The 7,461-nt window shown below is 66.4% G+C and carries 9 protein-coding genes and 1 tRNA gene; all 10 read right to left on the bottom strand.

Features of this window, described 5'->3' with window-relative positions:
* On the bottom strand, positions 1 to 670 hold a 670-nt coding region (locus AB0C29_RS24570), incomplete at its 3' end, for a hypothetical protein (RefSeq protein WP_360824288.1).
* A 1,102-nt stretch (positions 671 to 1,772) separates the two neighbouring features.
* Positions 1,773 to 2,126 (bottom strand): hypothetical protein, encoded by a 354-nt coding sequence (locus AB0C29_RS24565; RefSeq protein ID WP_360824285.1) that lies wholly within the window; start codon positions 2,124 to 2,126, stop codon positions 1,773 to 1,775.
* A 170-nt stretch (positions 2,127 to 2,296) separates the two neighbouring features.
* Complete coding sequence (locus AB0C29_RS24560; protein WP_360824282.1) at positions 2,297 to 2,683, bottom strand: hypothetical protein; 387 nt, start codon at positions 2,681 to 2,683, stop codon at positions 2,297 to 2,299.
* A gap of 408 nt (positions 2,684 to 3,091) precedes the next feature.
* Positions 3,092 to 4,258, bottom strand: coding sequence for a hypothetical protein (locus tag AB0C29_RS24555; protein ID WP_360824279.1), 1,167 nt, complete (start codon positions 4,256 to 4,258; stop codon positions 3,092 to 3,094).
* A gap of 59 nt (positions 4,259 to 4,317) precedes the next feature.
* Positions 4,318 to 4,566 carry a hypothetical protein gene (locus AB0C29_RS24550; RefSeq protein ID WP_360824276.1) on the bottom strand — a complete coding sequence of 83 codons (249 nt, stop codon included), beginning with the start codon at positions 4,564 to 4,566 and terminating at the stop codon, positions 4,318 to 4,320.
* On the bottom strand, positions 4,563 to 4,901 hold the full coding sequence (locus AB0C29_RS24545) for a tyrosine-type recombinase/integrase (RefSeq protein WP_360824273.1): 339 nt from the start codon (positions 4,899 to 4,901) through the stop codon (positions 4,563 to 4,565). Before AB0C29_RS24545 ends, AB0C29_RS24550 begins: the two co-directional genes overlap by 4 nt.
* Entirely contained in the window at positions 4,885 to 5,259 is a 375-nt protein-coding gene (locus tag AB0C29_RS24540; RefSeq protein WP_360824270.1) for a hypothetical protein, read from the bottom strand. The genes AB0C29_RS24545 and AB0C29_RS24540 overlap by 17 nt, the downstream gene beginning before the upstream one ends.
* A 440-nt stretch (positions 5,260 to 5,699) precedes the next feature.
* Positions 5,700 to 5,773, bottom strand: a tRNA-Pro gene (locus AB0C29_RS24535).
* A gap of 96 nt (positions 5,774 to 5,869) precedes the next feature.
* A complete protein-coding gene (gene der / locus AB0C29_RS24530; RefSeq protein ID WP_360824267.1) occupies positions 5,870 to 7,276 on the bottom strand; it encodes a ribosome biogenesis GTPase Der in 1,407 nt (468 codons plus the stop codon).
* The coding region (locus AB0C29_RS24525) for a (d)CMP kinase (RefSeq protein WP_360824264.1) at positions 7,273 to 7,461 on the bottom strand (189 nt) is incomplete at its 5' end. The genes der and AB0C29_RS24525, both read right to left, overlap by 4 nt.

The following is a 7,461-nucleotide window of genomic DNA, read 5'->3' as shown; positions in this document are numbered from 1 at the left end:
GAGTGGGTGGGCAGCGACCGGGAACTTTTACCCCGGTAGGGCCGACGCGGTCGGCCGTCGCGTTCGGATCGCCCGGGCTGAAACCCAGCGCCGGCACCAAAGCGTTGATGTCACCGGAGCCGGCTCCGGCGTTCCCCGTCGCTCCACTCGCGGCCGCGTCACCGGATCCTGTGGCGGCGGCTTTATCCGCCGGCGTTTCGTTCAGACCCAAACCACGCAGGGTGTTATCGCGGTTCGCGTTTCCGCGCAGCGCGGTCAAGGAATTCAAGCGTCCCAGCAAAGTCGTGGAAGATGCAGGGCATTTCAAGTCTTGAATCGCCGACAAGGTTTTTTCGAAACGTTGGATGCGGCTTTCAAGGTCCGTTCCACTCGGAAGGTTCGCATTCTTGAGCGCTACCTGCGCGTTCACCTGGGCTTGAGTGGGTGGGCAGCGACCGGGAACTTTTACCCCGATAGGGCCCACGCGGTCGGCCGTCGCGTTCGGATCGCCCGGGCTGAAACCCAGCGCCGGCACCAAAGCGTTGATGTTGCCGGAGCTGGCTCCGGCGTTGCCCTGTTCGGCCGCCTGGCCCATCCCCGTGCCGACCGCGAGCGCCGAGCCGAGCAGCGCTGCGGCGGCACCTCCAATCACCAGCTTGCGCGTCCGGCTGCTGATTCCGCGTCGATACATGCACGGCTCCTCTTCGTCTCGGTACTGCTTGTGCCGAGATATACGAGCAATGATGTGGCAGCAGTTCATGACGCTGAGCAAGCGTTCCTTAAAGTTTCTTTAACGAGACTCCCGGGGCGTGCAGCCGCCAGCATCGTCGCGCCCACGTCCGCGCGGCCCAGCTACGCCGCAGCGCCGAACCCCTGCAACAGGGTGGCGATCTGCACGACCCCCGGGACGGCCTGTTCATCACTACCAGGAACGGCCGGATTGGTAGTTGCAGTGCCAACGCTTCTTCTGCCGGCCCCTCTCAAGGGCCCTCCACCAGCACCGATGCCAGGGGTGGCCGCAGGCCATCGCGAAGTGACGCGGAGCGCCCTTGACGCGTGGTACCGGTGCTGGACCATTGAGGCGAGAGGGGAAGGCCGACCGAGCTGTCGCTCGTGCCTTCCGGGGTCCGCAGGACTGCCGCCGGCCGAAGTCCAGCTCTAGGAGCGAGGATGGAATGCCATGGTGCGGCCCGTCGCGCCGGCCGATGCCGGCCGGAGGCCGCCAGCGAGCACGGTCGCGCCGCGTCAGCGGCGCCTTGATACACAGAATGACCAAGTCGGCAGTAACCACTTGCTTGCTGGAGGTTTGTGGACCAGCGGTCAAGGTGCGCTACGACCGGCGCCATTTGACTCTTGTGGTCCCAGGAACGCGAAGAAGGCTGATCCAAGATCTAGAACAGCCTTCCGACCTGCGAAAACCTTTGGTCGGGCTGACAGGATTTGAACCTGCGGCCACTTGACCCCACGCCATTGTGGACGGTGTTTGCGCACGTCAAGCGCGATGCGCGCCGTTCATGGGATGGTCAAGTGTTCAGGCCCGTGCGCTGGTTCGGACGCGGCCCGCCGAGCGGCGGACCGCAGTCGCGGCGGCGGTCAGCTCGGCCACGTTGCTCGGATTCCTCTGCGCCACATGGCGTTCAATGTCGCCGTTGTGCAATTCAACCGGGTTCAGCTCAGGTGTATACCCAGGCAGACGGTGCGTCGCTGACGACAACGGCGAGCTGGGCGACCCGAGGAGTGCCTGCTCAGCCCTCGCTCAGCTTCGGCTTCCGCAGAGCGGGTCAGACTGACATTCAGGCGAGCACGATGAAGACCATCGCCGCGGCGACGTCGAGCCCGAACGCGAGTGCCCAACCGAGCGCGGTGGCCCCGATCCCTCGACCGATCCCGGTGGCGGGCGGCCGGGCTGTAGCGCGCTGACGCCACACGATCGGCAATGCCACGGCCAGTCCAACCGTGAGAGCGCCCAGCCCGACTGGACCGAGCAGAAAGTCGATCGGCACGAACCCGCCGCCTGCGCCAGTGGCCTGACGCAACTGACCAGAAAGGATCAACGTCACCAGAACGCCGTTCGCGACGAGCACGGTCCCTACCGACCACCAATCCGGCGCGCTCGTCCGGGCCGAGCCCGCAACTGTGTTCGTCATGTCAACTAACCTTCCGCACGACCACCATGGCCGGCGTGAGTATGCGAACTCAGGTTGGTCGGTACGACCTCGGGCGCTCATCGATGCTTCGCGCCGTGAGCGAGTGACGGGCCTACCCAGCGCCGTCTCCAATTACGGCAGAGATCTGGTCGCTCTCGTCGGTGACCTCCTCACCCCCGTTGACGGACGCATGGAACGAGGGTCGGGAAAAGCTTCCGACCAACCGTGCCGAGCGATATCCGACGGCGGTCCCTGTCGATGCTGATCGTGTCGTCGAGCAGCTTTTCGCCGACGGTGTCGCACCAGTCGCGCCAGTACTTGAGGTCTCGAGCGGTAGCGTGGGACCAGATACGGCCTTTGAGTGATGCGCTGATGCTGACGCGCTCGCCTTCGCGGTAGCCGCCGCCGGAGATGTTGGTCTGTGACTTGGTGCCGATTTCAGCTTGGGTGAAGCTGGCGGTGACGTCGGAACCGACGCGCATGGAGAAGCGGCGGAATTGGTCGTGGGCGTCGAGGACCCCGACGTTGGTGGGGATCAGGCGGTCGATGTCGGCCATGACGCGGTAGACGGTTGAGCCGGTGAATCGGGTTGCGCCGGGGCCGAGGAGGGCTTCGGCGAGGTCTTCGAAGACGCCGTCGTTGGCAGAGTTGTTGATGTAGAGCAGGCGTCGGTCGTGGTCGAAGTAGAGGACGTAGAGCTCATAGGTGACGTCTTCGATGGTTTTGAGGCCGCCCCGGCCGACTTCGTCTCGGTTTTCGATGACGAACCAGGCAATGCCGGCTTCGAGGTTGAGCCCGAGAGGCTGGGTGTAGAGGCCCTCGTCGCCGAAGAAGTCGACGACGTTCTCGGGTTCCCATTCGTCGCTCGGGGCACGGTAGACGACGGTGCTCAGCTTCGGCGGGAGGCTGCGCAGGGCGACTTCATCCGGAAGGCTGGTGAAGCCTGCCTCGAAGTCAGAAGCTCCTCAGCTACCCGGCTGAGGGATTGCGGCGCCCGGATCGGTGCTCTGCTCAAGGGCCATCCACCACTCCTCCAGCTCATCGACCCGGCCCTGAAGAGCGGCGTTCGCCGCCCGGGCCGTCGCGAGTTCCTCGGTCAGCGCACCAATCGGCCCGGAGGCGGTCAGGGCGTCGAGCCAGCCCGCGACCAGCCGATCCTCAGCGGCGACCCGGCGGAGCGCGGAGGCGACCACCTCCGGTGACAACTCAGCTACGAACTCTCTCGGGAGCGTAAGCAGGCGAGCGATCTCCCCGAGGCTCCGCGCGGCGCTCATCTGGCGCCGAAGGCGCTCGGCGGACGGCACCGCCGGTTCGGCCGGTGTCGTGGCCGCGATCGCCCTGGCGGGAGAAGGAGCGGGCTTCGACACAGGCGCGGGCGTAGGTGCCGGCTCCGGGTCAGGCTCGGCCTCTGACGGGAGTTCGGGAAGTTCGTCCCCCACCCAGGCGTAGGCCAGAGTGTCGCCCTTCTGCCGTCGGACGACATTTGGCCACTTTGGCAGAACCGCCAGCGCGCGGGGCCCGTACCGGGCCCAGGTCTCGTTCCGGAGACCGAGCTCGGCCAGACGCTCCCGGATCTCTCGCACCTTCAGCGGGACCGACGACTCGGCCAACAGGTGAAGAACCACCGCGAGGGGCTCTTGGGCGAAGACGGCGTGGAACAGCCGGGAGTCGGACAGAGCCAGGAAACGCAGCGAACCCCTCGTCGCGACGTGAACGCCGGCGCCCCGTGGGACAAGCTCTTCCTCACCGGTGTCATCCCACTTGACCTGATAGTTTGTCCCGTCATCCTCGAGGATCGATCCGGCTCGGGTACGGCGTACGCCGAACGAATCGGACACCCGAACAAGACCCTGATCTGCGCTCACGAATGCGACTGTAGTGGTAATCGTCGCGGCCGGGGCGCCGGCCGGAGCCAGCCCATCCTGGCCAGGCCCATCGGCCGTGTGCGCCCAGCGCCGGCATGGCGGAACAAACTCTGAGAGGAGATGGGCGCGCTTGCCGGCCGCCCGTACGGATAGATCGGTGAGCTTGTCACCCGGTTCGAGATCGAGCGTGAACGTGTGCCCGTCCCGGGGCTTCTGGACGCGCTGCTGGCGCGGATAGGCATGGAAACCCGCCAGGCCGCCCAGCATCGAGAGGCAGTAAGAAACGTTCAGCGCTGGCCGCGTAGACTCGCCGGCGGCCGGACCTCTTAGACGCGTTCGCCGATGCCGAGGCGCGCTTGGACTTGCCGGGCTCGTTCCGCGGCCGCGCTGGCACCATAACGGCGTGGCATCTCTTCCGAGGACCACCTCATCAGCAGCATCAGGTCACCGGTATCGCCGCCGGCCAGCTTCCATTCGTGGGCGAAGCTGTGCCGCCACCGCTGCGCATGGACATGCTCAACCCCAGCCCTGTCCCCCAGCTCCCGCAGCCGAATCTTGATGCCGTTCAGCTTCAACGGCCGGGCACCTTTCGCGGCGAATCACAACTGGTCGATGCCATCAAGCCCGGGCGTCGGCTGCGGGCGCGCACATACCGGCGCAGAGCACCCGCAGTCTTGGCCCCGAACCGCACCCGGCGCTGTTTGCCACCCTTACCCGTCAGGACGACCGAGTCAGTGTCCAGATCGACGTCAGGCACCAAGAGATCGCCGATCTCAGCCAGACTGCCCCCGGTGTTGTAGAACATCCTGACCAGTGCCTGGTCGCGCTGCTGCACGAAGCCGCGCCCCTCACAGACCTCGAGAATGCGTCGCGTTTCCTCATCGCTGAGGACCTCAACAAGCTTCTGCACCGCTGTCGGCTGCGGCACGCCATCCATCGGCGACCGCCAACTTCGCCCTCGCTGACAAGCCAGCGGAAAACTGCTGCAACGCCTTGTACTTGTTCAACCCGGTCCCCGCCGAGCACTCCTCGATCACCGCCGCTTGAAACGCTGTCACCTGCCGGCTGTCCACCAGGCTCGGATCGCAAGCGCCGCCTACCACCGGCATCCGCTCGCCCAGATACGCGGCCAGCTGCGAAGCAGCGAGCACATAGTTGTACCGAGTGGTCTCCGGATGATTCCCGGCGCGCAACGACCGGTCCCAGTCTCTTAGCAACACCGCCCGGGCCTGACTCTGAACACCAGCCAGCAGATTCTCAATCTTCATTGCCAGCTCCCCGGTCAAGGAGTCGCTGCCCGGCACCACAGCGGCCCGAGTCAAGGGGTCGCACAGCGGCGTGCTTACGTCCCGCAGCCAGAAAACCGGCCCGCGACCCCGGCTCATAGGTAAAGGGTGGTGCCGCCGGGTCAACGGCCACAAGGGGCACCACCCGAACGGCCTACACGGCGCTGACCTGCAGTGATACCCAGCGGAGCCTCGAAGACCAATTCGATCATCAACGGCGAAGGCAGCCAAGTAAAGGAGTCCGCGAAAACGACCTCTCGGCCCATAAGATCGGCCTTGAGCTGCGGAAACATCTTCCGGAATGCACTTCAATCCGCTCGCCCGGATGCCGAGTAAAGGGCTCCACGCACCCCTGGAATCAATCAGCGTAAATAAGAAGAACGCCTCCGCAGGCTTTCGACCTGCGAAGACGTTCTAAAAAGTCGGGCTGACAGGATTTGAACCTGCGACCCCTTGACCCCCAGTCAAGTGCGCTACCAAGCTGCGCTACAGCCCGATGCCACGCCCCGGAACCCCAGTGCGCGGCAACACCACAACCCTACCCCAGCCCCCCAACCGACTTACCACCGGCCTGCCGGGACGGGGCCAAAACCTACCCGTGCGCCTTACCCCGCCCACCAGGCCCGAGCTTCTTCCGCGGCTTCACCGAAACCTCGATCGGCGACCCCTCGAACCCGAACTCCTCACGGAGCTTCCGCTCGATGAACCGCTGATATCCGGCATCCAGCGGCCCCGTCGTGAAGAGCACGAACCGTGGCGGCGCCACCCCGGCCTGCGTCGCGAACATGATCCGCGGCGCCCGCCCACCTCGCACCGGGTGCGGGGTGGCCTGCGTCAGCGCCGTCAGCCATTGGTTCAGCGCCCCGGTCGGGATGCGCTTCTCCCAGCTGTCGAGGGCCTTGCGCAGCGCCGGGGCCAGCTTGTCGACCGCGCGACCCGTCTTCGCCGAGATGTTCACCTTGATCGCCCACGGGATGCGCTTCAGCTCGCGGTCGATCTCCTTGTCCAGGAAGATCCGGCGGTCGGCGTCGACCAGGTCCCACTTGTTGAAGGCGATCACCAGGGCCCGCCCGGCCTCGACCACCTGCGTCAGCACCCGCTGGTCCTGCTCGCTGATGACCTCGGACGCGTCCAGCAGGACCACGCCGACCTCGGCGGCTTCGACAGCTCCGGCGGTACGCAACGACGCGTAGTACTCCGTGCCCGACGCCTGGTTGACCCGCTTGCGGAGGCCGGCGGTGTCGACGAACTGCCAGACCTCGCCGTCCATCTCCACCAGGCTGTCGACCGGGTCGACCGTCGTGCCCGCCACCGAGTCCACGACTGCTCGCTCTTCGCGGGCCAGGCGGTTCAGCAGGGACGACTTTCCTACGTTCGGGCGGCCGACCAGGGCCACGCGGCGCGGGCCTCGGGGGGCGTTCTCGATGATCGCCGGGGCCGGGGGCATCGCCGCGAGGATCTTGTCGAGCAGGTCGCCCGCGTTGCGGCCGTGCAGGGCGGACAGCGGGAACGGCTCCCCCAGCCCGAGGCCCCACAGGGACACGGTGTCGTTCTCGATGTTCTGGTTGTCAGCCTTGTTGGCCACCAGGATGACCGGCTTGTGGCTGCGGCGCAGCATCCGGACGGCCTTCTCGTCGACGTCCGTGGCGCCGACCATCGCGTCGACCACGAAGATGACCACGTCGGCGGTCTGGACGGCGATCTCGGCCTGGGCGGCGATCGCAGCCGCACGGTCGCGGGCGTCCGGTTCCCAGCCGCCGGTGTCGACCACGGTGAAGCGGCGGCCGCTCCACTGCGCGTCGTACGGCACGCGGTCGCGGGTCACGCCCGGCTTGTCCTCGACCACCGCCTGGCGGCGGCCGATGATCCGGTTGACCAGGGTCGACTTGCCGACGTTGGGCCGGCCGACGACGGCGACGACCGGTACGGGGCCTTCCTCCGCCATGGATTGATGCAGTGCGGATTCCAAGGCCGAGACCTCGGAAGAAAAGTCACTCACGAACTCACCTTGCTGTTGAGCATGCTCAGGAGCGTTGCCACGACCTCGTCGATGCCCATGCCCGTGGTGTCGAGCGTGACGGCGTCGTCGGCCTGGCGCAGCGGGTCGACCGCGCGGCTCGAGTCGAGCTTGTCGCGGCGGTTCAGATCGGCCACGGTGGCCGCCACGTCGGTGGCGTCCTCCGC

It is taken from the genome of Actinoplanes sp. NPDC048791 (assembly GCF_040650095.1).
Lineage (GTDB): Bacteria > Actinomycetota > Actinomycetes > Mycobacteriales > Micromonosporaceae > Actinoplanes.
This window is presented reverse-complemented; position numbering and strand designations above follow the sequence as displayed.